This is a genomic window from Chitinophaga caeni, from assembly GCF_002557795.1.
GTDB lineage: Bacteria > Bacteroidota > Bacteroidia > Chitinophagales > Chitinophagaceae > Chitinophaga > Chitinophaga caeni.
The window spans coordinates 5,055,286-5,081,373 of sequence record NZ_CP023777.1 but is presented as its reverse complement, the minus strand read 5'-3'; the positions used below and the strand labels follow the sequence as shown (position 1 = coordinate 5,081,373).

The window sequence follows — 26,088 nt, the reverse complement described above, 5'->3', positions numbered from 1 at the left end:
TATATTATAAGGGTCAAATATACACTTAAAATATGTGGAAAATCAAAAAAAAGGGAAAATTTTAATAATTATTTGGTACCGCCGGTTTTTTTAGGGGTATCCAGGTTGAATTGGATAGGCAAATGGTACAGGACTTTGGCCTTCTCGCCCTTATCTGATCCGGGTTTCCATTTCGGCATCTTTCTGACTACCCTCATGGCTTCTTCTTCGAGGCCGCTTCCTATTGGATTCCCGAGAGTTTTCACCCTGGATATAGTACCGTCCTCGTTAATAACGAAGCTTACAATTACTTTACCTTGAACATTATCCTTGGCAGCTTCTTTAGGATACCGAATATGTTGGGTTAAAAAGCTGGCCATTGCCCTGTTACCGCCTGGGTAAACGGGAGGGTTATCAACCTTTTTTTTGACCGGCTTTTCTTGTTCCGGGTTACCGCTGCCATAAGCCACTACGACAACCGTTTTTTCTGCGGTAGTATCTTTTTCTCCCGGTTTATCCTGCGAAACCGCTACAGCCATGAAACTTAAGAAGGCGAAAGGAAAGATGAGCATTTTGCGTAATGTATTATTTTTCATTTGGTGAGATTTTAAGAGCATATGGATGCGCCTGGTAACCGGGGCATAGGCAAATGTGCTTGCTACCGGTTGGCTTCCTGCCTGCATGGAATATAACAAGATGCTTTCCGCGTAAGCCGTGACATCACTAGCCGAGGCTTTTTCATCGGCAATAAATTCATGCACCATGTTCAATTCTTTTTTAAAGAAATGGAAGATCGGGTTAATCCAAAAAAGCGCCGTTACCAGCTCCATGAAAATATTGTCCCAAGAATGCTTTTCCTTAACATGTACCAATTCGTGTTGTAAAACCCGTTGATCCTGGAGCCCTGTTGGCATGAAGATCGTATTCATAAATGAAAAGGGGCTTTCTATCGAATCACCGGTAATACAAACCCATGAGCCCACCGGCTCCGTATTGCCGCTACCCCGCTTTTTTAGTTTTTGTATAGACAATATATTCTGGACGAAGATGATGGCCATGATGATACATACGGCGAGGTAAGCCAAAATCATGATTCGTGATAATGGCAAGTTTTGCGAAATATGATCCTGCTGAAATACGAATGTTTTCAATTCTATAAAGCTCCCGGTGTAGTCGCTGACCTTGTTGCCGCTCTCTTTTACCAGTTGGACAGGTATCTTGATCAAGGGTGCGAGCATGGAAAAAGCAACACTACCCATTATAAAATACCGGTTCCAACGGTGGAGCCTTGCATTTTTCAGCGCAACCTGGTAATAGAGGTAAAATACACCGGAACATGCCACTACTTGGCAGATGTATGCAAAAAATGGTGTCATTGCTTTTCTTTTTTAGCTTGCTCAATCATCTCCATCAAGGCATCCAATTCATTAACATTCATTGACTTGTCATGTACGAAAAAGGAAACCATCTTGCTATAACTCCCTTCGAAGTAACCCTTGACAAAAGTTTTCAATGTACTTCTGCTATATTCTTCCTTGCTAACCAGTGCAAAGTATTGATGGGATTTACCGAAGGCGTTGAAATCAACGAAACCCTTATCAACTAAAATCTTTACCAGTGTAGAAGTAGTGTTGTAATGGGGCTTCGGCTCAGGCAGTTCCCCGATGATGTCTTTCACGAAGGAAGGCCCCTTTTTCCACAGTACCTGCATGATTTGCTCTTCGGCCTTTGTTAATGTTTTCATGTCTTAATTTACGTATTTAGATATAAATCCAATTTTATTAATTCAAATATAACTAAATATTTAGTTTGTTAACTAAAAAAATAGTTAAAATATCATTTTTATTTCCGCTACATTGAAAATGAAGGGGAAGCAAGGGATTCAGATTTTGGTTTATGTGTATTACTATAATATTGGTATTTCGCGTAGTAGATGCAAATAAATCGCACGAAACTTGCGTTAATTTTGTATTAGGACAGTATAATTAGTTACTTTTGTTCAAGTTAAATCAGAATCGATGACCAGCGAACAACCCATAATTCAATTATCGAATGCAAATATTTACCAGGGGAATGCCCTGGTATTGTCGGATGTGAACATCAGCATTAATAAAGGAGAATTTGTTTACCTGATCGGTAAAACCGGTTCCGGGAAGTCAAGCTTGCTGAAAACCCTTTACGGTGATTTACCCCTTAAAGAAGGGAGCGGTGAAGTAGTGGGATTCGATCTGAAGAAGGTGGATTGGAAAAAGGTGCCTTATTTGAGGCGTAACCTGGGCGTGGTGTTCCAGGATTTTCAACTGTTGACCGACAGGACCGTGCACGATAACCTCGAATTTGTGCTGAAAGCGACCGGTTGGAAAGACAGGAAGGACATCGAGGATAAAATCAACGATGTATTGGAAAAAGTGGGATTGCGTACCAAGGGGTTCAAGATGCCCTACGAACTGAGCGGTGGCGAGCAACAACGCGTGGATATTGCCCGTGCCTTGCTGAATGCGCCGAAGCTGATCTTGGCAGATGAGCCTACCGGTAACCTCGACCCGGAAACCTCCGACGGGATCATGCAATTATTATTCAGGATTTGCCGTGAAGACGGTACCGCGATCCTGATGGCAACCCACGATTATATCGTTTTACAGAAATTCCCATCCAGGGTGATCCGCACGGAAAATGGTCAAGTGGCTGATAATGCGGCGATTAATTTTGCATAGTATTTATTTTTTTAATATAAAAGTTGGCCGGGGCAGAAAAAAGCTATATATAAATAACAAATTTGGGAATTTCTAAATTTGCATTACCTTTGCACCGGAAAAATAGCGACTTATAATTTTATTATTTTTTACAAGATGCCTTACTTAACAGTAGAAAAGACAGCAAATATTTTTAAAGAATTTGGTGGTAGCGAGAAAAATACCGGTTCAATCGAAGCTCAAATCGCTTTATTGACAGTTCGTATCTCTAGTATTTCAGCTCACTTGAAAGAAAACAAGAAAGATTTCTCTACCCACCGTGGTTTGATGAAGATGGTAGGTCAAAGAAAGCGTTTACTTTCTTACCTATCAAAAACTAACTTGGAAGGCTACCGCGCACTTATCGAAAAGTTAGGTCTCAGAAAATAACCTGGAATTTTTTATAGCGCTATTCCCAACTTTCTCAGTTGGGAATAGTTTTTTTGTATGTATACGTTTTTAATCTTCACTTATTTATGATGCTGACACCTACCTCGGTTAAATTTGATATAGGCGATGGCCGCGAGGTGACCATCGAAACGGGCAAGATGGCCCGCCAGGCTGATGGCGCCGTTACGGTAAGGCTCGGGAATTGTATCCTGTTGGCCACCGTGGTTGCAAACAAAGAACCAAAGGAAGGTCAATCATTCTTCCCACTGATCGTGGATTACCAGGAAAAATTTGCCTCTGCCGGTAGAATACCCGGCTCCTTCTTCAAACGCGAAGGCAAATTATCCGATTCTGAAGTTTTGATTTCCCGTTTGATCGACCGTGCTTTACGCCCCTTGTTCCCCGACGATTATTTATGTGATGTTCAAGTACTCGTTTCCCTTATTTCCTCTGACCCTGAAGTGATGCCGGATGCATTAGCTTGCTTGGCTGCTTCTGCTGCTTTAGCGGTGTCTGATGTTCCTATCCAGGAAATCATCTCCGAAGTTAGGGTGGCCAGGGTAGACGGTAAAATGGTCATCAACCCGAACCGTTCCCAGTTGGCGACTGCTGATATGGACTTTATCGTGGCTGCTACCGAGAAGAATATCATGATGGTAGAAGGGGAAAGTAAAGAATGTAGCGAGGAAGACCTTATCCAAGCGATCGAGTTAGCGCACAACGCTATCCGCATCCAGGTTAAAGCACAGGAAGAACTCCGCGATAAGAAAGGTATTACTGCCAAAAGGGAATTTACCAAACCTTACGATAATCCGGAACTGAAAGCGAAAATCGCTGAATTTGCTACGGAAAAAATATTCAACATCGCTGCTGCCGCTTCTGCGAAGCACGAACGCTCCGATGCTTTCAAGAAAGTAGAGGAAGAATTGGTGACTTTCTTAGGTGAGGAATTACCGGAAGAAGACCAAGCCCTGATCGGTAAATATTTCCACGCCCTCGAAAAAGAAGTGGTTCGTAACATGATCCTCGATAAAAGCATCCGCTTGGATGGCCGTAGCCTGGATCAAGTTCGCCCGCTGGAAATGGAAGTGGACATTTTACCTTCCCCGCACGGTTCCGCTTTGTTTACCCGCGGTGAAACGCAGTCTTTGACAACCGTAACCCTCGGTACCCCCGATGATGAACTGTTGGTTGAAACCGCTGCAACATCTAATTACTCTAAATTTATCCTCCACTATAACTTCCCTCCATTTTCTACCGGTGAGGTGAAAATGATGCGCGGCCCCGGTCGCCGTGAAGTGGGTCATGGTAACCTGGCGATGCGTTCCCTGAAACAAATGATGCCGGGTAATGACTATGCTTACACCGTGAGGGTTGTTTCCGATATCTTGGAATCTAACGGTTCTTCTTCCATGGCGACAGTTTGCGCTGGTTCCTTGGCTTTGATGGACGCCGGTGTTCCTTTACCGAAGCACGTTTCCGGTGTGGCTATGGGTTTAATCTCCCGTGCCAGCGATGGTAAATGGGCGGTATTGACAGATATCTTGGGAGATGAAGATCACCTGGGTGATATGGACTTTAAAGTAACCGGTACCCGCGATGGTATTTGCGGTATCCAGATGGATATCAAGGTAGATGGTTTGAGTATGGACGTAATGCGTCAAGCATTGGCCCAAGCAAACCGTGGTCGTATGCACATCCTCGATGCGATGTACGAAACAATGCCTGCCGCTCGTCCTGAACCGAAACCGCATGCTCCGCGTATGGAGAAACTGATCATCGACCGCGAATTTATCGGCGCCGTGATCGGACCAGGCGGTAAGGTTATCCAGGAGATCCAACGTGAAACAGGTACTACCATTAATATCGAAGAAGTTGGTCAAACCGGTGAAGTAAGTATCTTCTCTTCCCAGAAAGAAAGCTTGGATAAAGCTTTAGAATGGGTTAAAGGTATCGTGGCTGTTCCGGAAGTAGGCGAAGTATACGAATCTACCGTTAAGTCTATCATGCCTTACGGTGCGTTCGTAGAATTCTTACCTGGAAAACAAGGTTTGCTGCATATCTCCGAAGTTTCTTGGAAACGTCTTGAAAACCTAGACGGTGTATTAACAGAAGGTGAAAAAGTGAAAGTGAAATTGACAGGAACCGATCCGAAAACCGGTAAGTTCAAGTTGAGCCGCAAAGTGTTGATGCCAAAACCTGAAGGTTATGTTGAAAGACCGGAGCGTGAACAACGTGACGGTGGCGATAGGAGAGGCGGTGGCTTCAGAGATCGTGGCCGTGGCGGTGATCGTGATCGCGATCGCGGTGGTGACCGTGGTTTCAGGGGAGGACGTGACGACAGGGGAACACCTCCGCCGATGGAAGCACAAGAACCGATGTTCGACGAATAAGAGAATCGATTTTTTTAGCATAAAAAAACCGTCATTTTACGAAATGACGGTTTTTTACATTTATAAATGTGAATAGCATTAAATATTCATGAAATGCTCCAGGTAAATATCCGTTTCCCTGAGAATATCTTTCCCGTCTTTTAGTTTGAAAACCCTGTAAGGTTTGTTATTCACCACTTCAATCACCACCTGGATATAAGGCGCAACGATCTTCTTAGGGAATTTTTCAAACACCCGCACTTTCCCTTCGGATAAGAAACGCGATAAGACTTCGTTGATATAAGGCAACAAGATCTTCTCATTCTCCATCCAGAACAAAGCAATTTCGTTGTAACGGAAGTTGAGCGGGTTTTCTTTCACGGAATTCCATATTTCCATGGTTGTTTCGTAATGCTGCTTCACATCTTCCTTGGTCAACTGGGCAAATTGAATGTTTTGAAACAACTTAGGATCGTAATCGTGGTTTTTCAATAAAGTGTCCAGGTTTACCAGGTACTCATCCAGGTCCCTTTTATCAATGCTCAAATAAGCAAACTTCGTTTGATACACGATAGAATCTTGCATTTCCAAAGGTTGTGACTTGATGATTTCCTGGGCATTTACTAAACGGCACATGAAGATCATGCCGATGATCAGTAGGCAGTGTTTTCGCATAGGATAAGGTTATATTATTTTAAAAACAAATATAATCGATCTCTATAAGAACAGCAAGTTTAGCAGCGGGAATCTGTATATTTGCAGCCTGTATGCATTATATATCAATAACTTTACAGCTACCGCTAGAATTGAATGACATCATGGTAGCACATCTATCTGCCGGGGGATACGAGGGATTCGAGGAGCAAGTTGGCGGCACCTTGGTGGCATTTATCCCGGCGGCAGATTTTGACCGGGCCGCTTTGGAAGCTATTTTAGCACCTTATAATTTAACATACGAAGCTTCCACTATCGAACCGACTAATTGGAATGCCCTGTGGGAAAGCAATTTTGAACCGGTACTGGTCGATGATTTCTGCGGTATCCGGGCTGATTTCCATGAAACATTAGCCGGTAAAGTTAAATATGAAATCCTGATTACGCCGAAAATGAGCTTCGGTACAGGACATCATGCTACCACTGCTTCCATGATCCGTTTAATGCGGGATATAGATTTTTCCGGGAAGCAGGTGTTCGACTTCGGAACCGGTACGGGTATCCTTGCTATTTTAGCCGAACAACTAGCTGCGGCAAAAGTAGACGCGATCGATAATGATGAATGGGCTGTCAATAATACCATGGAAAACATTGCCAATAATAATGCGGTGAAAACGAAGGTGTGGCAAGCCGATAATTTAGATCATGTTGAGCCCGGCTACGATATTATCCTGGCGAATATCAACCGGCATATCTTGTTACAATTTATGCCAAGGTTACAACAACTATTAAGAGCCGGGGGAAAATTACTCTTAAGTGGTATATTAAGTGAAGATGAATCACTTATCTTAGCAAGCGCGGTCGAGAACCAATTCAATTTTGAGTGTAAAGTGATGAAAGATAATTGGTTAGCGATGCAGTTTGAGAAAAAATAAAGAACATTATTTAAATTACCATATTCAATCAACTGGTTTTCTTGTATTTGTAGAAATTGTCCGCCGAAATTTCAAACAATATTAACAGTTAATTTCTTATCTTAGCAATCTAACTTATTGTGATGACAGAAATATTGCTATTAATCTGTGCCTACCTGATAGGCTCAATATCTACGGCTGTATGGGTAAGTAAAGGGGTGTTCGGTATCGATATCCGTGAGCATGGTAGCGGGAATGCAGGTGCTACGAACACTTTCCGCGTACTGGGACCCAAGGCTGGAACTTTCGTGATGTTGGTAGATATGATGAAAGGTGTATTAGCAGTAAGGTTAGCATTATTAGTACCTTATTACAGGGATCCCGAGCATTTAGTACAACTGGTAAACTTACAAATCGGCCTGGGTTTGATGGCCGTAATTGGCCATATATTCCCCATTTTTGCAAATTTCAGGGGTGGTAAGGGTATTGCTACTGTTTTCGGGATGGTTTTAGCTATTCAACCCGCAGTGGCTCTCTCTTGCGTCGGGGTTTTCCTGATGATATTATTTCTCACTAGATACGTTTCCCTAAGCTCTATTATCGCTAGTATCGCGTTGCCGGTATTGGTTTTATTTATCTTCAACGAGAAAGAGCTTTATTACCGCATATTTGCTATCGCCGTTGCCTTAATGGTGGTATTGACTCACCAAAAAAACATTGCCCGCTTACTAAATGGTAATGAAAATAAGGTGCCCCTGTTTAAAAACAGGAGGGGATTCCGCCGCCGCAGGCAAGACGGAGAATAAAATATTTGTTTTGCGAATCAATTGGCATAACGATTGCTTCTCTATTGTTTACATTTGCAATATTAATTGTGAAAATTAATGGGGATTCCACCATTTTGTTCCTCGAAATCAAATCGAATTAAAATCTTCATCATGAAAAAACTATCTGTCCTGTTACTGGCCGGGGTAGGCTTTGTAAGTTCTTGCACTAAAGTTCCTATCACGGGGCGAAACCAATTGAACCTGATCCCGGAAAGTACCATGCAAGAAATGGCGCTCACAGAATACAAATCATTCTTATCCGAAAATAAAACGATATCTTCTACTACCAGCAAAGATGCCGGGATGGTACAAAGGGTCGGTAACCGTATAGCTAAGGCCGTTACTACTTATATGAACCAAAATGGCTGGGGCGACCAAATCTCCGGCTATAAATGGGAGTTTAACCTGGTGGATAGCAAAGAAGTGAACGCCTGGTGCATGCCCGGTGGAAAAGTCGTTGTTTACACGGGCTTACTACCTATTACACAAAATGAAACCGCTCTCGCTTGCGTAATGGGGCATGAAATTGCCCACGCTATTGCAAGGCACGGTAATGAAAGGATGAGCCAAGGTTTGGTAGCGCAAGGCATCCAGATCGCAGGCGCCGTAGCTTTGAATAAAAATCCCCAAGCGCAGAATATATTTTCCCAAGCTGTTGGAATCGGCGGCCCATTAGGATTAATGGCATATTCCAGGCAGAATGAACTGGAAGCTGATCACCTCGGCGTGATATTTATGGCGATGGCAGGTTATAACCCGCAGGAAGCCATCCCGTTTTGGCAAAGAATGGCCTCGGCTTCAGGTGGCAATAAACCGCCGGAAATAGTAAGCACGCACCCGAGCGATGAAAAACGCATTGCCAAATTGCAAGCATTGATGCCGGAGGCTATGAAATATTATAAGCCGCAATCTTAATTGATATAACAATAAATATAAAAGGTATTTATAAGTAACCATCGGGTAGGTACCGGTGGTTATTTTTTTAGCCCAGGATTTTAGCCAAGCTGAGGACTTCCTCCTGCTTATTTTCGTCGTTTTCGTGTTGGTAACATTTGGCTAATTCTTCCAGTAAGAACTGGATGATCTGCTTATTGGTTTGCGGTTTGAAGTAAGCATCTAACTTTGGTACGGAAACCCTTTTGAAATATACCTCCACATCTTGTTGCGTATAAATTTGCCCTTGAATGGGATCAATATAAAACAAGATGCTGCTTTCATCCAACGAGGCAGGATTATTGATATCATGGAATGCATCGAAGTAAGCCAGGATAAACTGGCGTGGTATGTTGACGGCATATACCGGCAGATCCAGCATATTGCATAATGCCTGGTACATGATCCCGTTCGTGATGGGATTACCACGTTTCGATTCAATAACTTGGTGAATGAAGAACTGGTATTTTCTTTGATAAGCTACCTCTTCGCCTTTTAAGCCGAAATAATTAAATACCATGCTATTGAGTACATTCACCTGCTCCAAGGGAGTCAGGTAATTATTGAGCTCTAACCATATGTTTCTCTTAATTCTTTCGATCTCGGTGTAGATCGGCGCGGTGGAAAGCTCGGGGTATTGATATTGGGCAGCGAGGATGGCGCCTTTCATCAGGTCAGGGTTGATATCGCGGCTCCATTCAAGTAAACCTGCTTGTAAATCGCTGAAATGCACCCTATGGATTAACAATTCGATGCGTTCTTGAATCTGCTCATCAAAAGTATTTTCCCACAGGTGTTCCAGGTTGGGAATAATTTCTTTCCCAAACAGTAATATCTTGTTGGCCACGGTATCATATACCTCTTGATCCGGGTCATCCAACAGGTGGAACAATGCGTTTATTTCTTTTGTTTCGAGCATGAAGCTGGTTTACACTTGGTAATCTACAAACTTTTTCCCGGAATTTAACAGTATCTAAAATAACCGGGCTAGTCTGATTTTTTCTTGCGGCTAGCCGCTTTCTTCTTGGGCGGGTTCGCTTTTACTTCCTCGATAATCGCTTTCGCATCTTCGAGGGTAAGATCTGCCGCCGTGTCAATTTTCTCTTTCGGAATTTTGAAATTCCTCAAACCTTGTTTTATATAAGGGCCGTATGGGCCTTTTAAAATCTGTATTTTTTCCTTCTCAAAAACCTTGATGGTTCTTTCTGCTTTCGCGGCACGCTTTTCAACGATCAATGGCGCTATTTCATCTAGCCCCACCGTATAAGGATCCATTTCTTTCTTCAAGGAATAGAATTTCTTATCATGTTGTGCATAAGGACCGAACCTACCGATATTCACCGTCACTTCTGTTCCTTCAAATTCGCCAAGAATCCTCGGTAATTTGAACAATTCCATCGCTTCCTCCAAGTTGATCGTCTCGATACTTTGATCGGCTTTAAGGCGTGCAAAACGTGGTTTTTCTTCATCCTCTACGGAGCCGATCTGGATCATCGGGCCATATCGTCCCATCCTGGCCACAACAGGTTTGCCTGATTCGGGATCGGTTCCCAGCAGGTGTTCACCTTTCACCCTTTCAGCATTTTCCAAGGTATCTTCAATGTCTTTATGGAACGGTTTGTAGAACTCGTTCAGCATCTTGCTCCATTGTTTTTTACCGTGGGCTATCTCGTCGAACTCGTTTTCGATCTTGGCGGTGAAGCCGTAATCCATCACGGAGTCGAAATACTGGTTTAAGAAATCGGTTACCACTAGACCAAGATCGGTCGGGAAAAGTTTGGCTTTTTCCGCACCCGTATTTTCAGTGGCGGTTTCTTTACTCACCTGGTCATTTTGAAGGTGCAAAATTCTATATTCCCTTTTAACGCCTTCGCGATCCCTTTTCTCGACATAATTTCTTTTCTGCACGGTAGTGATCGTCGGCGCGTAAGTAGATGGCCTACCGATACCCAGTTCCTCCAGTTTTTTTACAAGGCTGGCCTCCGTATATCTTGCCGGTGGGCGACTAAATCTTTCAGTCGCGTGCATTTCTTTAAAGCCCAGCACCTGTTTCAAGCTTAATGGCGGTAATACCCCTTCTTTCTCCTCCTCGTCCTCATCTTCATCTTTACCTTCAAGATACACTTTCAGGAAGCCGTCAAATTTCAGTACTTCCCCGCTAGCGGTAAGATCTTCGTTATTGGTAGAAATATTTATTTTGGCGATGGTTTTCTCCAGTTCGGCATCGCTCATTTGGCTGGCGATCGTTCTTTTCCAGATCAGGTCATAGAGACGCTTGGTATCACTATCATCGATACTGCTATTTTCCATATAAGTAGGACGGATAGCTTCGTGTGCTTCCTGTGCCGCATCATTTTTGTTCTTGTATTTACGGGCTTGGTAATATTTATCGCCATAGCTGCCCGTAATTGCCTTTTGAATGTCATTCATGGCAGTTTCGGAGAGATTCACGGAATCTGTCCTCATATAAGTAATATTACCGCTTTCATACAGTTTCTGCGCTAGCAGCATCGTTTTAGACACGCTGTAACCGAGCTTGCGGCTAGCTTCCTGCTGCAAGGTAGAAGTGGTAAAAGGGGCGGCAGGCGACTTTTTAGCCGGTTTCACCTGTATATCCCTCACGGTATATTCAGCGCCGATGCAGCTTTGCAGGAATTTTTCTGCATCTTCGGCAGATTTAAACTTGGTAGGACCTTCTGCTTTGAAAGTTACGGACTTACCGCTCGTATCCTTTGCAGTAAAATAAGCATCAACTTTAAAGCTGCTGGTAGGTGTGAACTGGTTGATTTCCCTTTCCCTTTCCACGATCAACCGAACGGCTACACTTTGTACGCGCCCGGCAGATAGCGAATTGCGCATACTCATTTTCCTCCAAAGTACCGGCGATAGCTCAAAACCTACGATCCTATCCAGGATCCGGCGGGCTTGCTGGGCATTTACCAGGTTCATATCAAGCAAACGGGGCGTTTTTACGGCTTTTTCGATGGCAGGCTTAGTTATTTCATGGAAAACGATCCTTTTGGTCGAGGCGGGATCTAAGCCTAAAACTTCGCTTAAATGCCAAGAAATAGCCTCTCCCTCGCGGTCCTCATCCGTTGCTAACCAAACCTCTTCGGAGCCTTTAGCCATCTTTTTCAGATCCTTTACAACCTTTTCTTTATCTTCCGGTATTATATATTTAGGTCTGAAATTGTCCTGGATATCGACACCCATATCATCCTTCTCCAAGTCACGGATGTGACCGAAGCAGGAAGTGACTTCGAAATCAGTACCTAAAATTTTTTCAATGGTCTTAGCCTTGGCTGGGGACTCAACGATTACGAGATTTTTTGCCATGAACGCCTGCTTTGTTTACTTAAATTACGCTAGAATTTGAGGAAATGTTCCCAATTCGATTTTTGCAAGTATATAAAAGTAGTGCGAAATAAAAAATAGGGATTTGGTCGCGGTATATATATTATATATGTATAAACACTAATCAATCGGCTCTAGGCTTAATTTTTGAGCGAGAATACGGAAGCTAATATTATTTTAAATTTATAAAGAAATGGAGATAGTTATTATCGGATCTGGCAATGTTGCGCACTGTTTTGGACATTTTATGAAACTTCACGGGCATCAAATCAAGCAGGTAATTAGTCGAAATGTCGATCATGCTGCCGAGTTGGCAGAATTGCTTCACGCGGAAAGTAGTAGCGATTTGTTGGATATAAATATGGAGGTGGATATTTACCTCTTGGCCGTCAATGACGGCGCCCTGGCCGAGTTAAATGATGAATTACGGCTAGGAAAACGCTTCGTGCTGCACACTGCCGGCGCGGTTCCATTATCGGCTATCAGCAAGATATCTTCTAATACCGGGGTGATGTATCCATTACAATCGTTACGGAAGGAAATCAAGTCATACCCCGATATTCCGCTGATCTTAGAGGCTGCTAACGAGGATGTTATGAGGAGGATACAAGCCCTTGCTCAAAGTATTTCATCTAATATCTCCGTGAAAAACTCCGCGGAAAGGCTGAAATTGCACTTGGCAGCCGTATTCTGCAATAATTTTACGAACCATTTACAGGCTTTAACCAAGGATTTCTGTGATAGGGAGCAGTTGGATTATCATTTATTGCACCCGATTTTGCAGGAAACCTTTAACCGCTTGGAGAAATTTGCCCCTACTGAGGTACAAACGGGGCCGGCCATCCGTAATGACCAGGTCACCATGCAAAAGCATCTCGACATCCTGAAAGCTTACCCTACCATGGGAATGGTATACCCGGTGATATCGGAAAGTATTTTTCAATTCTATCAGGACCGGGATAAAAAAGCTTGAAACAGGTGGGATTAAATTCTATTTACGGTACTTTTGCTAGCTCATAAATATATAACTCCCTAAGGGAGTAAGGCTTCAATTCTCCTGGCAATGAATATATTAGAACAATTTAGACCTATCCGGACTTTTATTTTTGATGTTGATGGTGTGCTAACTGATGGTACGGTGCAATTGATGCCCAATGGGGATCTTTCGCGCAAGATGAACACCAGGGATGGTTATGCCTTGCAATTGGCTGTTAAGAAGGGGTACCGTATCGTAATAATTACGGGAGGAAAATCCGAAAGTGTTGTAAGTCGCTTAAAAGATCTCGGTATCCGGGATATATATACGGCGGTAGTAGATAAAAAGGAGCAACTTTCAGATTATGCCATGATGAATGATCTCTCCTGGGATGAAATGTTATATATGGGAGATGATCTGCCCGATTTTTTTGCCATGCAGATGGTTGCCTTGGCTACTTGCCCTTCAGACGCAGCCCAGGAAATTAAAAGCATTTGTAAATATATTTCCCCTTTCAGGGGTGGGGATGGTTGTGCGCGGGAAGTGATTGAAAAGGTATTGAAGTTGAATGGTGATTGGCTGATTGATGATACGATCAGCTCTAAATAACGATGGGTAAAAGTTTGCTTATGAATCTTATTCTTGTTTTATGAATATAGTTGCGGCATTTTTCCGGTTGACCCGGTATCCGAATCTTATATATATCGCATTAACCCAATTTCTATTACAATATTGTGTTATCGCACCAGTGTTGCATAATGAAGGGGTAGAACCGTCACTTACGGTTATGCAATTTATGCTGTTATGCTTATCAACTGTCTTGATAGCCGCCGCCGGTTATATAATCAATGATTATTTTGATATCAACATAGACCTGGTGAATAAACCGGACAAAATGGTGGTAGAAAAAATCATCAGCCGCAGGTGGGCCATGGCATGGCATACCATATTAAATATGTCCGGTGTATCCTTGGGTTTCCTGGTTGCAATGCAAGTTGGCCAATTTTACTTGGGCTTCACACAGGTTATTTGTTCTTTGCTGTTATGGTTTTATTCAACTTCTTTCAAAAGGCAGGTGTTGATCGGAAACATCGTGATTTCCGTTTTAACTGCCTTGGCGGTAGTAGTGGTAGGATTTTATGAAAAGCAGATTTATCATAGCTTCGAGGCGATCATGTCGAAAGAGGGGAGAACATTGATTAAGATCATCGGGGTATATGCATTGTTCGCATTTATAATATCTATGTTGCGTGAAGTAGTGAAAGACCTGGAAGATATGATAGGGGATAGTAAAGATGGTTGCAGGACGATTCCTATCGTTTGGGGCGTATTGCCAGCGAAAAAGCTGTGTTATACTTTATTATGGGCATTGCAACTCTTGGTGTTGGCAATCGAAATAAAGATATTCACACTGGGATGGTATTTTGCTATCTTATTTTTATTTGCCAGTGTACAGGTGCCGGCATTTTACATTTACCTGAATTTAAAGAAGGCACATTTACCTCCGCATTATCATAAAGTGAGTTCACTCGTGAAGATTGTCATGTTGACCGGAATCCTATCAATGGTGTTTTTCAAAATATATTTATAGATGTCATTAACCGAACCGATCGTATTAGCTTCTCAATCACCGAGGCGTAAACAATTGCTAGAGCAGGCGGGTATTCCTTTCGAAATAAAGGTAGTACCCACGGATGAAGATTTCCCCCCGGATTTACCTATTCCTGAAATCCCGGTATACATTGCCAGGAATAAAGCGTTGGCAGTTAAAACGATACTGTCTCAACCTAAAACGATTTTAGCCGCCGATACGGTGGTAGTGCTTCATGGTAAAATCATTGGTAAACCGAAGGACCGGGAAGATGCCATTAATATATTATCAGCATTATCCGGGCAATCGCATGAAGTGATTACCGGGGTTGTATTATTGGATGGAGAAAAGGAACGCTCATTTGAAAAAACAACCAAGGTACATTTTCTGCCAATTTCTAAGCAGCAAATTGAATATTATGTAGATCATTTCAAACCGTATGACAAGGCTGGTGCCTATGCGATACAAGAATGGATCGGGGCCGTTGCCATAGATAGCATTGAAGGTTGTTTTTATAATGTAATGGGATTGCCGGTCAGTGAAATTGTAAAATTGTTGAAATTGTAAAATTCCCGCAGATCAGCAATCCAACAAATCAGCAGCCAAGGGTCGCGACCCTTGGCCACAGGATCTGATCATACCGGTCATTCAAAAAAAACACCAGTATGATTGATCATACTGGTGCTGCAAAGCTGGTTGAGTTTTAGATTTTTTATTAAATACGATCTATTTACTATTCCTATTCCAATACTAACAAGTTTACATCCTTGCTTTCCAACCATTTTGATTCCTTTAATTTTTCCAGGTTGATTGTACCTACAACATACCTGTAATTTGGGGATTCATATTTTTCAGTGATGTTGTAAAAGCCCGTCAAGTCCACTTGTTCAGGGGATTTGTATCTCAGGTAAACCTTTAAGCGAACATCATTTGTGAAGGTCGGAGAATTGGATTGTTTGATCTTTTTATATTCATACCTGTAGTTATACAATAATGCTGAAATATCTGACAATACTGCACTTCCGGTAGCTGTGCCGCCGGCGCCTTTGCCAACAAAGAATTGTTTATCGGTGAACGCGCTTTCCAGCAAGATGCCGTTATATTCGTTATACACATCGAATAACAAGTTATGTTCTTTAACCAGGTGAGGCAGTACATAAGCATTTACATTACCATTCTGCCTACGACAATTAGCAATCAACTTAATAGTACAACCCCTTTGCTTGGCAAATTGAATATCGAAATCATTCAGGTGACTGATACCAAAGTTGAATACCTCCTCAGGTTTTACGAATGTACCGAAGGCGTGTAATAACAAGATCACGATCTTGAATTTAGGGTCGAACCCTTCGATGTCTAAAGTCGGATCTGTTTCAGCGAAACCTTTATCTTGTGCTTCTTTCAAAGCAACATCAAAGCTCCAGTTTTCTTCAAATATCTTGGTTAAGATATAATTGGTTGAGCCATTACAAATACCTTCAACCGCATTCAGCAAATCGTTATCGTAATATTCTTCCAGGTTGCGGATAATAGGAATACTGGCGCAGCTGGAAGCCTCGTATAAGAACGGTACTTTATTTTCAACTTGGAGTTGATATAATGAAGGTAAGTTTTCAGCGATCATCCTTTTGCTGGCGCTTACAACAGCTTTGCCATTGCGTAATGCCTTGCTGACAATTTCGAATGCCGCCTGTGTATCATTAATCAATTCTACCACTACATCGATCGTGGGATCTTCTAAAATATCATCCGCGTTAGTTGTAAAATAACTCTGATCTATGGGCCGGGATTTGTTAGGATCCTTGATACAAATTTTCTTGATCCTGGCGTTGATGCCTTTTGTCCTGTTAAGTACTTCGTATAAACCTTGTCCCACGACGCCGAAGCCAAAAATGCCTAAGTTGATAATCTTCTTTTCCATTGTTATTGTAGAACTGTAATTTGTTTTCCTATTGGTTGGTTTAATTTATCTAATGCTTGTTTTAAATCGTTGATCAAATCCTCCGCATCTTCTATTCCCACGGATAACCTGATACATGAATCTTGCAATCCCGCTTTTTTCCGAAACTCTTCCGGGATATTTCTATGTGTCATTGTAACCGGATGGTTCAGCATACTCTTCACACCTCCGAAACTTTCGGCAAGTTTGAACAACTTGGTGCTATTTACGATCCTGATTGCATTTTTTACCTGGTCTTCCTTCAAACTGAAACTGATGACAGCGCCGTAACCTTTCTGTTGTTTGCGGGCGATGTGATGATTTTTATGGGAAGCTAATCCGGGGTAAAACACCTTGTCTATAGCCGGATGTTCGGCTAACCAGTTGGCAATGGCAATTGAGTTGGCACATTGTTTTTCCAGCCTGAGGGAAAGTGTTTCTATTCCACGGATGGTTAACCATGCTTCAAAAGGACTTAATATACTACCTGAAATATTTTGGTTAAATTTCACCTGGTCAGCCAATGATTTATTATTCACCACCACTAAGCCCGCTAACACATCGCTATGCCCCGCCAAAAATTTAGAGGCGCTATGAATCACGATATCAGCTCCCAGCGTGATGGGTTTTTGTAACAATGGCGTTACAAAAGTGTTATCCACCACCAGCAGTATATCGTGCTGCTTGGCAATCTTACCGATCGATTTAATATCCGCAACTTTCAACGTTGGGTTTGTAGGAGATTCTAACCAAATGATCCGGGTTTTGGAGTTGATGTTTTCCAAAATTTTATCCGTATCGCACATGTCCACGAAATTTACCTTGATTCCGAAGCGCTCGAACATATGGTTGAAGATGGAGAAAATGCCCCCGTAAGTATCTTCAACGGCCATGATTTCATCGCCGGATTTCAACAATTTCAATACCGCGTCAATGGCAGCCATACCACTGGCAAATGCAAAGCCGGCATGCCCTTCTTCCAGGTTGCAGATGATATCTTCCAACACCTTACGGGTAGGGTTGTTGGCCCTGGAAAATTCAAACCCCTTGTTGATACCGGGCGATTCTTGTACGTAAGTAGATGTTTGATAAATAGGAACCGAGATGGCACCCGTCAATTCATCTACCGGGATACTGTGGATCAATTGTGTGGATGGTTTCATGCTACTTGTTCAAGTTGTTTTAAAAATGTTGCGAATAGCTATTAAACAGCAAATCTCTAAATGGCAAGGTCCGGGAGTATTGATAGGGAAGGTGGCAAAAAAAAAGCCCTTCCGGTTGGAAGAGCTCAAAAATTTATGCTGATTGCTTGTTAAATAATTTTGTCTGCCAACTTATCTACCCCCGGGTATACCGGAGCCGGAATTAGCACCTTATTTCAAGCTATGCTTGGAATGGTTGCTAAGGCTTCAAAGGGCCAGTCCCTCAGCCTTTCTGGATAAGTAATGTTTAAGAACTGCGTGCAAAGTTAATAGAACTTCAACCAATTTTCCAAATCTTCTTCCAAAACTTCCGTAAATTCTGTTTTTTTTGAAATCGATTCATTGTTTGTGTAATCTATTGTTATGGAAATAAACCCTTTGTTAACCGAAGCATTGCTGCAATATATTTGGAAATTTGGCATGTATCAGCAGCAGGATTTAAAAACCGTTGCGGGTGAGCCCTTGCAAATTATTAGTCCCGGAATACACAACCTGGACGCGGGCCCCGATTTTACAGCTGCCCGTATCCGTTGGAACGGCATCGAATGGGCCGGGAATATCGAGTTGCATTTGAGAAGCTCCGATTGGTTAAAGCACCGGCATGGAAAAGATCCGCTCTACAAGGATATCATCTTGCACGTAATTTATTTGGAAGATGTGGCGCTGCCATTGCCCAATATTCCAACTTTATGTTTACAGCACAGGATTCCTAATATCCTGCTCGATCGTTATTCCATGTTGATGGAAACCCCGGTATTTGTTCCGTGTGAAAATATGCTCACCAAAATACCCCGAATAACCTGGTTTGCATGGCTGGAGCGCTTGATGATTGAGCGTTGGGAGCGTAAGATGACCGTATTTCGTACCTGGTGGCTGCAAGCCGACTATGATTGGGAGGCAGTCTGTTTCCGGGCTGTTGCCCAGGGATTGGGTTTTCCGGTGAATCAATTCGCTTTCGAAATGCTGACAGGGATTTGTCCTTACGAGGTATTGCAAAAATACCAGTGGAAGCCGATGGAACTATCCGCATTAATTTTCGGGCAAGCGGGGTTGTTACGAGGTGAATGGTCGGAAGAGTTCCCCTCGGAATTACAGGCTTTGCATGCTTATTTGTTTCACAAGCATCATTTGGAACCACCGATGAATGCGCATTCTTGGAAATGGCTCAGGATGCGTCCCACGGCATTCCCGACTTATAGGATGGCCGTTCTAGTTGCTTTATTCCACCAAAGACCAAGAATGTTTTCAAGGATATTAAGGTTTAATGGCTTGCAGGATTGCATCGATTTTTTGAAAGTAGATTTGCCCGGGTATTGGCAAGATCACTATAGGTTTGATAAAATTAGTCCCAAAACGCCGAAACCGGGTCCCCAGTTTATGCAAACCATGATCCTGAACGCGGTATTGCCCTTGATGTACTTATATGGCAAAGAGCGCGGGGTGGCCGCTTTGCAGGAGAAAGCATTGCATTGGGCCGATCAAATCCAGGGAGAGGATAATAAAATTACCCGCGGATGGCAATCTGCCGGATTAAAAATAGACTCCGGCCTGAATTCACAGGCATTGATCGAATTAAAGAAGCAATATTGCGATCATAAACGTTGCCTGGATTGCGCAATCGGCATAAAACTCATGGGCCAGGGATTGTGATGGATTACAAGATTTCACGGATTTTTTAATTGATTTATTATTTTATATCGATTGACTCATCATTTTATATCATTTATCATCCGTGGATATGACCCTTCGGGGTCATGTCCTCAACAAACCAAGCATATAATCCGTGAAATCTTGTAATCCATCATAATCCGTGACAATAAATCTGTGACTACCAGTTGAAAGTCACTTGTTGCACGATATCCGGGTGAATGCTTTTTGCCACGGGGCAGGTTAGGGCGGCTCTTTCCAAAATGGTACGTGCTTTTTCATCGAGCCCGTGACCTTCCGGCATATTCATCACCACGTTTACCTGGATAATCCTTCTCGGCTCCGTGCCCATAATTTTTTCTATGCTAACGCGGGTGCCTTCAATTTTCCATTGATTGTCCCTTGCCTTGATGCCCATGATAGTAAGCATACAAGAGCCAAGTGCCGTGGCCACGAGATCCGTCGGTGAAAATCTTTCTGCCAAGCCATGATTATCCAAGGGCGCGTCAGTTTCAATAACGGAGCCTGATTTCAAGTGGGTCGCTACAGTTCTTAATTCCCCCTGGTAAATGATTTCTGATGTTTGCATCGCGATTGATTTTGCTACAAAATAAACTTATTTTTAAGGATAAGCCATGTTTTGCGAATCACCTGGGAAAATTCATGATGCAGTTAGTATTTCCCGTATATTTATTTAATAGAATAAGCATAAAATCCTGTACGTTTGTATAGCTGTAAAACATAATTTATAATCTTACGTTTATAATAATATAATCATACTATACTGTGAGAAAAATAACTTTACTCCTTTTACTCTTAGTTGCCGGCTCCGCGGTTTATGCTCAAAACGATAGCCGCGAGCAGAAAAGAAAAGAAAAGGAAGCCAAGCGACTTCAAAGAATATCCCTGTTTAGCGAAATGGAAGAAGGGGAGAATATGTATGAACGCGAGTTTTCAATAGGTGGCCGATTGAATACCAACGGCTGGAGCGGTTTTTTAGAGCTTGCCTACCGTAAAAATCGCGATAAAGTGCGTTATTTCCAGTTGGAGTTCTCTGAAATCAAGCATCCCAAACAAGACAAGACTTCCTTATTATATTCAGATGGTTTCGGTTTGACTAGCTCCTCATATTTTTATGGTAAAAAGAATAATTTTTATCCCGTGAATATCGGTTACGGTATTCGTAGACTTATTGGAGGAAAAGCTTATAAACAAGGTGTTGAGATTCAAGGTATATATTATGGTGGGATTTCCCTGGGTTTATTAAAGCCCTATGTTTTAGATGTACTAGATTCTACATATAACCAACGCCGGTATATTCATTACACCCCCGAAACTGCGGATCTATTTACAGATCCCGGTAATATTTATGGTTCCGGTGGTTTTACAAGAGGTTGGGAATACGTAACTTTGGTGCCCGGATTACATGCCAAATTAGGTGTCAGATTTGATTGGGCCAGGTTCAATCATGTTGTGTCTGCCTTGGAAGTGGGTGTGAACGCGGCTTATTACACGAAAACCATCGATATCATGGTACTGGAAGAAGATAAAAAATTCTTCCTCAATGCTTATCTCGGTATACAATTTGGGAAGCGTTGGAATAAGTAAGTAACTTTGCATATTATAAAGAAAGGATTTGCGATGCAAGAATTACCTGTAGTAGCGGCTGAACCTGCCGTTCAAAGAGTGAAAAAGCCAGACTGGTTGCGCGTTAAGCTGCCAATCGGTGAAAATTATAGACAAGTACGGAATTTAGTCGATACCCATAAATTACATACCATTTGCGAAAGTGGTAACTGTCCTAACATGGGTGAATGTTGGGGCGCCGGTACGGCAACATTCATGATATTAGGAAATGTTTGTACACGTAGCTGCGGGTTCTGTGCCGTGGCAACTGGTCGCCCGGAACCGGTGGATTGGGATGAACCCCAGCGTGTTGCAGAAGCTATTTACCTAATGAAAGTTAAACATGCCGTAATCACCTCCGTAGATCGTGATGAATTGAAAGATGGCGGTTCTATCATCTGGGCCAATACCGTGAATGCGGTGAGAAACTTAAATCCCGGTACGACGATGGAAACCCTGATCCCCGATTTTAGAGGGCAATGGGAAAACCTGCAAAGGATAATCGAGGTGGCGCCGGAAGTAGTGTCTCACAACTTGGAAACCGTGGAAAGACTTACTAAAAAGGTACGTATACAAGCGAAATACCACCGCAGTTTAGAAGTAATCCGCAGGCTTAAAGAAGGCGGAATGCGTACTAAAAGCGGTATCATGCTCGGTTTGGGAGAAACTAAAGAAGAGGTTATCCAAGCCATGCAAGATTTGCATGATAACGGTTGCGATGTTGTCACCTTAGGTCAATATTTACAACCAACGCCGAAACATCTTCCCGTACTGCGGTTCGTTCATCCGGATGAATTTGCGGAATTACGTGAAATCGGTTACAATATGGGAATCGATTACGTGGAAGCCGGTCCATTGGTGCGTTCTTCTTACCATGCTGAAAAACATATTTTTAGCGGGAGAAACAAGGGCTAATCGTCATAAAAACGCAAGAAAATAATTAATACCAGGAAGGTTCACTGCTAAGTGAGCCTTTTTTTATCGCCAAGCTAATTTCAATTGGGGTAGTCGGTCCCTTCCTGGTTAATATATTCGTTTTCACCTGGTTTCAGCATTTTTTGTAACCTCCATTCCGTGGCGCCGCAGATATATAAAATTCCTACCACCACCGGCACGATCGTTACATACATGAAAAATTTACTCTGGGTTGAAAAAAGCAGCGCAGCTAAGAATCCCCAAGGGATCAATATCCAGGATAAAGTTTGAGCTGACCTGGTAAAGTAGCGGTTGCCTTCATCCCACATCTTTTGATTGTGGGTAGATAAGTAAGAACGGTAGCCATACCATGATTTCATCGTTCTCGGCGGAAATTTCCTTATGATGAAACTAAATAGCATCATCAGTATCCCGGCTACCAGGCTTGCATTGAAAAAGGTGTTATGAAGAATCGCGGACATCATATAGGGGGTTTCTTTTAAATGTTAACAAGCAACGTGCCACGATTGTTGCTAAGGCGATTACCGGTAAGAGTAAGGCCGTTTCCTTAGAACCGGCCTTACGAAAATAATCTATTTTGATTTACTTGTATCCGCAGTGTTTTTCTTTTTATTCAATAAGCCTTTCAAAGTATTATTCAATGTCTTCTCAACTTTATCCTTGGAGTTTTCCGTAGTTTTCGTTGAATCGGTATCTTTTTTACCTAAAAGTTGATCTTTGATTTGGTCTTTTACCGCGTTACCTACCTCTTTTTTAACCTGGTTCAATGAATCTTGCAAGGCTTTTTTCGACTCTTCTACTTTTTCTTGCACCATCGCGGTTGCTTGGTTTTTAAGATTGTCTGCAAGCGCATTCGTAGTTTCCCTGAGATCCGTTTTGATCGATGGCTTCAAAATATTTCCACCCATGGCTACTTGCAAGTGCACACTGTCGCTAATATTTACCGGGACGCCTTTACTTTTTGCTTGTGATGCTAAGTTGTTGATGAATGCATTCCCTTGGCTGCCGATTACGCTTCTCGGCACATTTAATTGCAAGGTATAATCTAAAGATTGATCAAATCCGTGTGAACCGCCCACCAGGATATCCAGTCCATTAGTTTTGATCCTGAACGGATTCACTGTTACGCGACCATTTTCAAATGCAAAATAGTTCTTGATATCCCTTACGGAAATGTCTTTCAGTTGTGAAATATTTAATTGGCTGGCCAGTTGATCCACGGGTTCAAACTTCTTCAAAACTCCTTGGATTAAAAACAAGGTACCATCCCCCGAAAGGGTATTTAATATAGGACTCATATCCTCTCCCAATTTGCCTTCCATCTTGAGAGAAGATGAAATTTTACCGGAAAGGAATTGTGCTATCGGCATCAATTTCTGCACGGTGTTGAAAGCAAGGAAAGTCTTTTGAATATCCAGGTTTTGAACGTCGTATGATAAGTTGATGTCAGGGGTGGTTTTACTTTCTTTAGTCGAATATGTTCCGTTGATCTTTATATTACCTTCCAAACCGTTTGCCTTAATGTCCTGCATATAAACCGTTTCGTCTTTCAATTTTAAGGCGCCGGAAAGGTTTGTAAGATCTAACTTGTCATAATGAACTTTATCAACATTTGCATTTAAAGTGAAATCAAGATTATTCGGTACCACGAATGGACCGTCCGGGCTTGGAGCTGTTTCCGTGGTCTTTTGCGGAGTTGATTCGCTGCCCGTTGCCATGAATTTATCAAGATCTAATTGATCGGCGCTCACGGACAGTTTCCCTTCCAATGCTTTATTTTTAAATACGTATGCAAGCAGGTTATCCAGTTCACCATTTGCTTTAAAGTTGGTACCGAGGTAGTTTCCTGATAATTCCGACACTTTTACATTTTTAGGATTGAATAACATGGAGAAAGTGTTAATCTTAACTCCACCGGGATAATCCTTGCTCTTGTAAAGCATTTGCTGCAATTTGATGGCGCCCGCGGCATAAAATTGATCATATTTCTCCTGTTCGATGGAACTCATATGTCCTTTTGCCTGTATATCTGCGTCTAGCAAACCTTGCAGGGCAGTACCTTGATCTAACTTGACAAATTGGTTGATTTTGGATAAATCAAGATTGGTTTTGGCTGCCGCGTCCAGGTACATATCCGATACCGGGGTTTTTATCAACATGCGCAGATCGATGGGACTTTGATCAAATTCCAAGTGAGCTTGGCTCAAGTTAATCACGGTTTGATCGGCATCACCACCAGGATTGGCCACATTTAGGGCCAGTTGAATGTTTTTTACCGGTTTCGGCAAATCGGGGTATTGGAAGAACCCGTCTTTGACCTGCATTTGAATGCCGAATGCCGGTAGGCTGTTATCGGTATAATCACCTTTTACATAGCCTTCAAAGCTAGCTTTACCATCCGTTTTTATATCGTTGAAATCCTGTAAAAATACAGCCGGAACGAGCGATAATAAATCCTTGAATTTCGTAGATGGCGCGTTGAATTTTATATCCATGTTAATGGCTGGATCGACCATTTTAACAAACCCTTCCGTGGCAAGTTGAAGATTGTTCAACTTCAGTTGATCTGTTTTAAAGGAATAGGTGCTAGTTTTGTTATCGATGTTGATATCAGCATCAAGACTGGCTTTTGTATTAACCAAATATGGAACAATACCCATACTGAAATTAATACCCCCGATGGTAGTGTGGGTATTTAGCACAAAATTATCCAGTGTAAAATCGCCGGAACCTTCATGGTCCAGGTCATTGACGATCAAAATCATATCACCTTCCTGGTCGTTGTACACTACATATCCGTCTTCGATACTGTATTTCTGTAAGTCCAACTGAAGATTACTGCTAGTGGTATCTGCCGTTTCCGTAGCGCTGGAATCTTCGCTCGGTTTGCTGATATCCCAGTTAGCCAAACCCTCTTTATTGATGATGGCATGTACCCTGGGTTGCTCGATATTTACCTTGTAAATTTCGATATGATCCCCCTTGATGGCGCTCATCAAGTTCATCGCCATATCTATTTTGCGGACAGACACCAAGGTATCGCCCTCGAAGGGAGCCAAGTTCACGACTGATAAGTCCTCGATAGCCACAGCCAGCCTTGGGAAATGGCGGATCAAGCTGATATCGATATCATCAAATTCGATCTTGGCATTGACATTCTTATTCAATTCAGCCTTTACCATGCTGATAATTTTCCCTTTAAACAGGAAAGGAATCGCGATGATAATGGCAATAAGAATCAAGAAAACAATTAAAACACGCTTCAGAATTTTTTTCATCTGCATAGGTTTTGTAGATTTTTAAATTGGCTGCAAGTTAAATTTTTTACAGCAAGTAATATATTACCAGTTTCTAATGTGAATAATCGGGTAAACGCAGCAAAGGATGGGGCCTTTTTGGATAGAGGGGAATTAACCCTTGGGGAATCCTATTTATTTAGTTACATTTAGTTACAAGCAAACGCTTATGGCATCGTCTAACTCTGCAACTAATCCTACACCCGGGCCCAGCAACGTCAAACAATACTTTGGTAAAGTTTTATTCGTAGAATGGGTGGTTTTGTCCATTTCGATCATCATCTTATTTTTTTGTAGTGAACAGCCCAATTGGTATGGATTTGTGTTGGTAGCTTCCTGTTACGGTGCTTATTACCTTACAGCATCCAGACCCGGGGTAAGGTTGCTTTGCTTGATTTTCAGCAACTTATTATATATCATCTTGGGCGCCCTCTTATTAGTACAAATATTGTCCTGATGATGTGCGGTTACTGCAAGAACGATACCATTTTAGTTTTTAATCGTACCGTGGTGATACTTTCCGGGTAAACTTCATTCAGTCAATATAATAAACCGAACATCCAAAATGGAATTTTGGCATTAAACCCTGTTTCAATATCATCTGCTGCTATTAGGTAAGATGCTGTGTCGTTGACTTGTTTGGAGGGTTTATTTTTACCACCGGCTTCGATAGTTATATTATCAACAAAAAATCACCTCTTGTAGGTTTATATACATCGA

24 protein-coding genes and 1 riboswitch are annotated in these 26,088 nt (G+C 42.2%); of the genes, 14 read left to right on the top strand and 10 right to left on the bottom strand.

Features of this window, described 5'->3' with window-relative positions:
• Positions 1 to 68 precede the first annotated feature (68 nt).
• Positions 69 to 1,355, bottom strand: a complete 1,287-nt coding sequence (locus COR50_RS21325; RefSeq protein WP_098195880.1) for a M56 family metallopeptidase — start codon at positions 1,353 to 1,355, stop codon at positions 69 to 71.
• Positions 1,352 to 1,723 carry a BlaI/MecI/CopY family transcriptional regulator gene (locus tag COR50_RS21320; RefSeq protein WP_098195879.1) on the bottom strand — a complete coding sequence of 124 codons (372 nt, stop codon included), beginning with the start codon at positions 1,721 to 1,723 and terminating at the stop codon, positions 1,352 to 1,354. Before COR50_RS21320 ends, COR50_RS21325 begins: the two co-directional genes overlap by 4 nt.
• A 274-nt stretch (positions 1,724 to 1,997) precedes the next feature.
• Between COR50_RS21320 and COR50_RS21315 the strand changes: the two genes are divergently transcribed.
• The 3 genes from COR50_RS21315 to pnp all read left to right on the top strand — a co-directional run bounded on the left by COR50_RS21315 (position 1,998) and on the right by pnp (position 5,494).
• Positions 1,998 to 2,693 carry a cell division ATP-binding protein FtsE gene (locus COR50_RS21315; protein WP_098195878.1) on the top strand — a complete coding sequence of 232 codons (696 nt, stop codon included), beginning with the start codon at positions 1,998 to 2,000 and terminating at the stop codon, positions 2,691 to 2,693.
• Between the two features lie 135 nt (positions 2,694 to 2,828).
• Entirely contained in the window at positions 2,829 to 3,101 is a 273-nt protein-coding gene (gene rpsO / locus COR50_RS21310; protein WP_098195877.1) for a 30S ribosomal protein S15, read from the top strand.
• 86 nt (positions 3,102 to 3,187) lie between these two features.
• Positions 3,188 to 5,494: a polyribonucleotide nucleotidyltransferase gene (gene pnp, locus COR50_RS21305; RefSeq protein ID WP_198405730.1), complete on the top strand. Its 2,307-nt coding sequence runs from the start codon at positions 3,188 to 3,190 to the stop codon at positions 5,492 to 5,494.
• A gap of 78 nt (positions 5,495 to 5,572) precedes the next feature.
• Here pnp and COR50_RS21300 read toward each other — a convergent pair whose 3' ends face one another.
• Positions 5,573 to 6,148 (bottom strand): hypothetical protein, encoded by a 576-nt coding sequence (locus tag COR50_RS21300; protein ID WP_098195876.1) that lies wholly within the window; start codon positions 6,146 to 6,148, stop codon positions 5,573 to 5,575.
• A gap of 92 nt (positions 6,149 to 6,240) precedes the next feature.
• On the opposite strand from COR50_RS21300, the gene prmA reads away from it, so the two are divergent.
• The 3 genes from prmA (at position 6,241) to COR50_RS21285 (ending at position 8,783) form a co-directional block, all read left to right on the top strand.
• A complete protein-coding gene (gene prmA / locus COR50_RS21295; protein WP_098195875.1) occupies positions 6,241 to 7,062 on the top strand; it encodes a 50S ribosomal protein L11 methyltransferase in 822 nt (273 codons plus the stop codon).
• 122 nt (positions 7,063 to 7,184) lie between these two features.
• Positions 7,185 to 7,847 carry a glycerol-3-phosphate 1-O-acyltransferase PlsY gene (plsY, locus tag COR50_RS21290; protein ID WP_098195874.1) on the top strand — a complete coding sequence of 221 codons (663 nt, stop codon included), beginning with the start codon at positions 7,185 to 7,187 and terminating at the stop codon, positions 7,845 to 7,847.
• A 132-nt stretch (positions 7,848 to 7,979) separates the two neighbouring features.
• Positions 7,980 to 8,783, top strand: a complete 804-nt coding sequence (locus tag COR50_RS21285; RefSeq protein ID WP_098195873.1) for a M48 family metallopeptidase — start codon at positions 7,980 to 7,982, stop codon at positions 8,781 to 8,783.
• A gap of 67 nt (positions 8,784 to 8,850) precedes the next feature.
• Here the strand turns inward: COR50_RS21285 and COR50_RS21280 are convergent, their stop codons facing one another.
• Together COR50_RS21280 and topA are read right to left on the bottom strand one after the other, a co-directional pair.
• The gene (locus tag COR50_RS21280; RefSeq protein WP_098195872.1) at positions 8,851 to 9,720 is read right to left on the bottom strand and encodes a transglutaminase-like domain-containing protein; all 870 of its coding nucleotides are present in this window, start codon (positions 9,718 to 9,720) and stop codon (positions 8,851 to 8,853) included.
• A gap of 68 nt (positions 9,721 to 9,788) precedes the next feature.
• Positions 9,789 to 12,137, bottom strand: coding sequence for a type I DNA topoisomerase (topA, locus tag COR50_RS21275; RefSeq protein WP_098195871.1), 2,349 nt, complete (start codon positions 12,135 to 12,137; stop codon positions 9,789 to 9,791).
• Between the two features lie 211 nt (positions 12,138 to 12,348).
• Here topA and COR50_RS21270 point away from each other — a divergent pair, with 211 nt between their 5' ends.
• The 4 genes from COR50_RS21270 (at position 12,349) to COR50_RS21255 (ending at position 15,289) form a co-directional block, all read left to right on the top strand.
• Positions 12,349 to 13,128: a Rossmann-like and DUF2520 domain-containing protein gene (locus COR50_RS21270; protein ID WP_098195870.1), complete on the top strand. Its 780-nt coding sequence runs from the start codon at positions 12,349 to 12,351 to the stop codon at positions 13,126 to 13,128.
• Positions 13,129 to 13,218: 90 nt separating this feature from the next.
• A complete protein-coding gene (locus COR50_RS21265; protein WP_098195869.1) occupies positions 13,219 to 13,740 on the top strand; it encodes a KdsC family phosphatase in 522 nt (173 codons plus the stop codon).
• A gap of 40 nt (positions 13,741 to 13,780) precedes the next feature.
• Positions 13,781 to 14,722 carry a geranylgeranylglycerol-phosphate geranylgeranyltransferase gene (locus COR50_RS21260; RefSeq protein ID WP_098195868.1) on the top strand — a complete coding sequence of 314 codons (942 nt, stop codon included), beginning with the start codon at positions 13,781 to 13,783 and terminating at the stop codon, positions 14,720 to 14,722.
• Positions 14,723 to 15,289: a Maf family nucleotide pyrophosphatase gene (locus COR50_RS21255; RefSeq protein ID WP_098195867.1), complete on the top strand. Its 567-nt coding sequence runs from the start codon at positions 14,723 to 14,725 to the stop codon at positions 15,287 to 15,289.
• Between the two features lie 172 nt (positions 15,290 to 15,461).
• On the opposite strand, the gene COR50_RS21250 is transcribed toward COR50_RS21255, so the two are convergent.
• On the bottom strand, positions 15,462 to 16,643 hold the full coding sequence (locus tag COR50_RS21250) for a homoserine dehydrogenase (protein ID WP_098195866.1): 1,182 nt from the start codon (positions 16,641 to 16,643) through the stop codon (positions 15,462 to 15,464).
• A gap of 2 nt (positions 16,644 to 16,645) precedes the next feature.
• Positions 16,646 to 17,824 carry a trans-sulfuration enzyme family protein gene (locus COR50_RS21245; RefSeq protein WP_098195865.1) on the bottom strand — a complete coding sequence of 393 codons (1,179 nt, stop codon included), beginning with the start codon at positions 17,822 to 17,824 and terminating at the stop codon, positions 16,646 to 16,648.
• Positions 17,825 to 17,992: 168 nt separating this feature from the next.
• A riboswitch (SAM riboswitch) is annotated at positions 17,993 to 18,106 on the bottom strand.
• A 120-nt stretch (positions 18,107 to 18,226) separates the two neighbouring features.
• Between COR50_RS21245 and COR50_RS21240 the strand changes: the two genes are divergently transcribed.
• A complete protein-coding gene (locus COR50_RS21240) occupies positions 18,227 to 19,513 on the top strand; it encodes a DUF2851 family protein (protein ID WP_098195864.1) in 1,287 nt (428 codons plus the stop codon).
• 178 nt (positions 19,514 to 19,691) lie between these two features.
• Here COR50_RS21240 and COR50_RS21235 read toward each other — a convergent pair whose 3' ends face one another.
• The gene (locus COR50_RS21235) at positions 19,692 to 20,099 is read right to left on the bottom strand and encodes an OsmC family protein (protein ID WP_098195863.1); all 408 of its coding nucleotides are present in this window, start codon (positions 20,097 to 20,099) and stop codon (positions 19,692 to 19,694) included.
• Positions 20,100 to 20,296: 197 nt separating this feature from the next.
• On the opposite strand from COR50_RS21235, the gene COR50_RS21230 reads away from it, so the two are divergent.
• Together COR50_RS21230 and lipA are read left to right on the top strand one after the other, a co-directional pair.
• Entirely contained in the window at positions 20,297 to 21,118 is an 822-nt protein-coding gene (locus COR50_RS21230) for a hypothetical protein (protein WP_098195862.1), read from the top strand.
• A gap of 33 nt (positions 21,119 to 21,151) precedes the next feature.
• A complete protein-coding gene (gene lipA, locus COR50_RS21225) occupies positions 21,152 to 22,051 on the top strand; it encodes a lipoyl synthase (protein WP_098195861.1) in 900 nt (299 codons plus the stop codon).
• Positions 22,052 to 22,131: 80 nt separating this feature from the next.
• On the opposite strand, the gene COR50_RS21220 is transcribed toward lipA, so the two are convergent.
• Both COR50_RS21220 and COR50_RS21215 read right to left on the bottom strand, forming a co-directional pair.
• The gene (locus tag COR50_RS21220) at positions 22,132 to 22,536 is read right to left on the bottom strand and encodes an SdpI family protein (RefSeq protein WP_098195860.1); all 405 of its coding nucleotides are present in this window, start codon (positions 22,534 to 22,536) and stop codon (positions 22,132 to 22,134) included.
• 108 nt (positions 22,537 to 22,644) lie between these two features.
• The gene (locus COR50_RS21215; protein ID WP_157761050.1) at positions 22,645 to 25,350 is read right to left on the bottom strand and encodes an AsmA family protein; all 2,706 of its coding nucleotides are present in this window, start codon (positions 25,348 to 25,350) and stop codon (positions 22,645 to 22,647) included.
• Positions 25,351 to 25,537: 187 nt separating this feature from the next.
• On the opposite strand from COR50_RS21215, the gene COR50_RS21210 reads away from it, so the two are divergent.
• Positions 25,538 to 25,825 carry a hypothetical protein gene (locus COR50_RS21210; protein WP_098195858.1) on the top strand — a complete coding sequence of 96 codons (288 nt, stop codon included), beginning with the start codon at positions 25,538 to 25,540 and terminating at the stop codon, positions 25,823 to 25,825.
• Positions 25,826 to 26,088 lie beyond the last annotated feature (263 nt).

Excerpts from the sequence above, each read along its gene's own strand:
- COR50_RS21325 (WP_098195880.1), bottom strand. The coding sequence starts at position 1,355 with ATGACACCATTTTTTGCATACATCTGCCAAGTAGTGGCATGTTCCGGT.
- COR50_RS21320 (WP_098195879.1), bottom strand. The coding sequence starts at position 1,723 with ATGAAAACATTAACAAAGGCCGAAGAGCAAATCATGCAGGTACTGTGG.
- COR50_RS21315 (WP_098195878.1), top strand. The coding sequence starts at position 1,998 with ATGACCAGCGAACAACCCATAATTCAATTATCGAATGCAAATATTTAC.
- rpsO (WP_098195877.1), top strand. The coding sequence starts at position 2,829 with ATGCCTTACTTAACAGTAGAAAAGACAGCAAATATTTTTAAAGAATTT.
- pnp (WP_198405730.1), top strand. The coding sequence starts at position 3,188 with ATGATGCTGACACCTACCTCGGTTAAATTTGATATAGGCGATGGCCGC.
- COR50_RS21300 (WP_098195876.1), bottom strand. The coding sequence starts at position 6,148 with ATGCGAAAACACTGCCTACTGATCATCGGCATGATCTTCATGTGCCGT.
- prmA (WP_098195875.1), top strand. The coding sequence starts at position 6,241 with ATGCATTATATATCAATAACTTTACAGCTACCGCTAGAATTGAATGAC.
- plsY (WP_098195874.1), top strand. The coding sequence starts at position 7,185 with ATGACAGAAATATTGCTATTAATCTGTGCCTACCTGATAGGCTCAATA.
- COR50_RS21285 (WP_098195873.1), top strand. The coding sequence starts at position 7,980 with ATGAAAAAACTATCTGTCCTGTTACTGGCCGGGGTAGGCTTTGTAAGT.
- COR50_RS21280 (WP_098195872.1), bottom strand. The coding sequence starts at position 9,720 with ATGCTCGAAACAAAAGAAATAAACGCATTGTTCCACCTGTTGGATGAC.
- topA (WP_098195871.1), bottom strand. The coding sequence starts at position 12,137 with ATGGCAAAAAATCTCGTAATCGTTGAGTCCCCAGCCAAGGCTAAGACC.
- COR50_RS21270 (WP_098195870.1), top strand. The coding sequence starts at position 12,349 with ATGGAGATAGTTATTATCGGATCTGGCAATGTTGCGCACTGTTTTGGA.
- COR50_RS21265 (WP_098195869.1), top strand. The coding sequence starts at position 13,219 with ATGAATATATTAGAACAATTTAGACCTATCCGGACTTTTATTTTTGAT.
- COR50_RS21260 (WP_098195868.1), top strand. The coding sequence starts at position 13,781 with ATGAATATAGTTGCGGCATTTTTCCGGTTGACCCGGTATCCGAATCTT.
- COR50_RS21255 (WP_098195867.1), top strand. The coding sequence starts at position 14,723 with ATGTCATTAACCGAACCGATCGTATTAGCTTCTCAATCACCGAGGCGT.
- COR50_RS21250 (WP_098195866.1), bottom strand. The coding sequence starts at position 16,643 with ATGGAAAAGAAGATTATCAACTTAGGCATTTTTGGCTTCGGCGTCGTG.
- COR50_RS21245 (WP_098195865.1), bottom strand. The coding sequence starts at position 17,824 with ATGAAACCATCCACACAATTGATCCACAGTATCCCGGTAGATGAATTG.
- COR50_RS21240 (WP_098195864.1), top strand. The coding sequence starts at position 18,227 with ATGGAAATAAACCCTTTGTTAACCGAAGCATTGCTGCAATATATTTGG.
- COR50_RS21235 (WP_098195863.1), bottom strand. The coding sequence starts at position 20,099 with ATGCAAACATCAGAAATCATTTACCAGGGGGAATTAAGAACTGTAGCG.
- lipA (WP_098195861.1), top strand. The coding sequence starts at position 21,152 with ATGCAAGAATTACCTGTAGTAGCGGCTGAACCTGCCGTTCAAAGAGTG.
- COR50_RS21220 (WP_098195860.1), bottom strand. The coding sequence starts at position 22,536 with ATGATGTCCGCGATTCTTCATAACACCTTTTTCAATGCAAGCCTGGTA.
- COR50_RS21215 (WP_157761050.1), bottom strand. The coding sequence starts at position 25,350 with ATGAAAAAAATTCTGAAGCGTGTTTTAATTGTTTTCTTGATTCTTATT.
- COR50_RS21210 (WP_098195858.1), top strand. The coding sequence starts at position 25,538 with ATGGCATCGTCTAACTCTGCAACTAATCCTACACCCGGGCCCAGCAAC.